At 75.3% G+C, this 2,234-nt stretch carries 3 protein-coding genes; all 3 read left to right on the top strand.

The window, feature by feature from the left end; translation table 11 throughout:
• Positions 1–579, top strand: a 579-nt coding sequence (locus tag L2I40_RS22145; protein WP_237217458.1) for an MlrC C-terminal domain-containing protein, incomplete at its 5' end; no start/stop codon positions are given.
• Between the two features lie 28 nt (positions 580–607).
• Positions 608–1,588, top strand: coding sequence for a tripartite tricarboxylate transporter substrate binding protein (locus tag L2I40_RS22140; protein WP_237217456.1), 981 nt, complete (start codon positions 608–610; stop codon positions 1,586–1,588).
• Positions 1,585–2,234: hypothetical protein (locus tag L2I40_RS22135; RefSeq protein ID WP_237217454.1), on the top strand; the 650-nt coding region annotated here is incomplete at its 3' end. The genes L2I40_RS22140 and L2I40_RS22135, both read left to right, overlap by 4 nt.

Raw genomic sequence — 2,234 nt, 5'->3', positions numbered from 1 at the left:
CTGCTCGACCCGGCCGACAACCCGCTCTCGGGCGGGGTCGCCGACACGCCCGGCCTGCTGGGCGCGCTGCTCGCCGCTGGCCCGCCTGTGCCCACCGTCCTCGCCTTCCTGCACGACCCCGTCACGGTCGCGCAGGCGCGCGAAGCGGGGCAGGGGGCGAGCGCGCGCTTCGACCTCTGCGCCCGCACCACCGACGCCTTCGGCGCGCCGGTCGCCTGGCACGCCACGGTCGAACGTCTCACGGACGGCCGCTTCGTCAACGAGGGCCCGATGGAGCGCGGCATGGCGGTGCATCTCGGCCCCACCTGCGTGCTGCGTGCCGGCGAGCTGCGCGTCATCGTCACCGGCCGCAAGGAAGCCGCGGTGGATCCGGCCTTCTTCTCGCTGCACGGCATCGACCTCGGCGCGACGCGCATCCTGGCGAACAAGGCGAAGAATCATTTCCGCGCCGCCTTCGCGGATCGCTGCGCGGCGATCGTGGAATGCGACTGCCCGGGCCCCGCCGCCCTCGACCTCGCCGCGCTGCCCTTCCGCCACGTCGCGCGCGCGATGCTGGCGCCGCCCGCGCCGCCGCCCTAGGCTTCCTCCAACGAAGAGGGAGGACGCCATGCGCCGCAGGACGCTTCTGCTCGCCGCCGCCTCGCTGCCGCTCGCCGGCATCGCGCGCGCCCAGGACCTCGCGGGGCGGACCATCCGCCTGATCGTGCCATTCGCCGCCGGCGCCTCCTCCGACACCATCGCGCGCATCGTCTCCGTCCGGCTGGCGGAGGCGCTCGGCACCAGCATCGTGGTCGAGAACCGCGCCGGCGCGGGCGGCCTCCTTGCCGCGCAGCAGGTGGCGCGCGCCGCGCCCGACGGCACGACGCTGCTCTGGGGCGGCGGCACCGCCATCACCCATGCCGTGATGGGCCGCGATCCTGGCTACGACGTGCTGCGCGACTTCACGCCGATCGCCACCATCGTCGAGAACCCGGCGCTGCTCGCCGTGCGCCCGGCGGCACCCTGGCGCGACATCTCGGCGCTGCTGGTCGCGGCGGGCGCCGATGCCGTGCCTGGGCGCGGCGGCCTGCGCTACGGCTCGGGCGGCGTCGGCACGCCCGCCCACATGGCCGCCGCCGCCATGCTGAAGGCGATCGGCGCGGAGGGCACGCATGTGCCCTATCGCGGCGCCAACCAGGCGACGCTCGCCGTCGAGACCGGCGAGATCGACTTCGCCTTCGCCATCTCCAACATCGTCATCCCGCGCCTGCAGCAGGGCGCGGTGCGCGTGCTGCTCTCCACCGCCGCGCGCCGCATCCCCGCCCTGCCAGACGTGCCGACCATGGCCGAGACGGTGCCCGACGGCCCCGTCATCACCTCCGGCAGCTCGATCGTCGGCCCGGCCGGCATGAACCCGGCACTCGTCGCGCGCATCCACGCCGCGGTGAACCGCGTGGTAACCGAGGACGCGGCGCTGCGCGACACGCTGACCCGCGAGGGCGGCGACATCACCCTCGCACCCACGCCCGCCGCCTATGCCGCCGAATGGGGCAACGAGGTCGCCCGCCTCCGCCGCCTCGTCGAGATCTCCGGAGCCCGCCTCGAATGAACGCAGCCGAGTTCTTCGCTGCCTACGACGCGCTCGGCGAACGACGCGCCGGCACGCCGCACGACGCCGCCTCTGCCGCCTGGCTGCGCGACCTGGCTGCCGCGACCGGTGCCGAGGCCGAGCTCGTTCCCGTCGCCTTCTCCCGCTTCATTCCCGGCTTTTCCGCCCTGATCGCCGACGGGCGGGAGGTCGAAGGGCTGCCGCTCTTCGACGGCGGGACGACGGATGCTGGCGGGCTGGTCGGCACGCTCGGCCCGTTCGAGGAGCCTGGCCGCTTCGACCGCGGGCAGCGCATCGCGGTCCTGCCGATGGAGCCGCGCGCGGCGAGCCTGCCGGGCAACCCCTTCGCGGAGGCGCGGCGCGACACCTGCGTCGCCGGGATCGTCATCGCGCCGCGCACCCGCGGCGATGGCCTCGCGCCGCTCAACGCCCAGGACAGCCAGCAGCCCTTCGGTCCGCCCGTGCTGCAGTTGCCGGGCCACGAGGCACCCTGGCTCAACGCGCTCGCCGCGCGCGGCGCGGCCGCCAAGCTGATCGTCAGCGGGCGCCGCGGCGCGGCCCGGTCGAGCAACGTCTTCGCGCGCCTGCCGGGCGAGGGGCCGCCCCTCGTGCTGCTGACGCCGCGCACCTCCTGGTGGACCAGCAC

Origin of the sequence: Falsiroseomonas oryziterrae, from assembly GCF_021864505.1 — a bacterium.
GTDB classification, from domain to species: Bacteria; Pseudomonadota; Alphaproteobacteria; order Acetobacterales; family Acetobacteraceae; genus Falsiroseomonas; species Falsiroseomonas oryziterrae.
The sequence above is the reverse complement of the archived record's forward strand: the minus strand, read 5'-3'. Positions and strand labels throughout refer to the sequence as shown.

Excerpts from the sequence above, each read along its gene's own strand:
- L2I40_RS22140 (WP_237217456.1), top strand. The coding sequence starts at position 608 with ATGCGCCGCAGGACGCTTCTGCTCGCCGCCGCCTCGCTGCCGCTCGCC.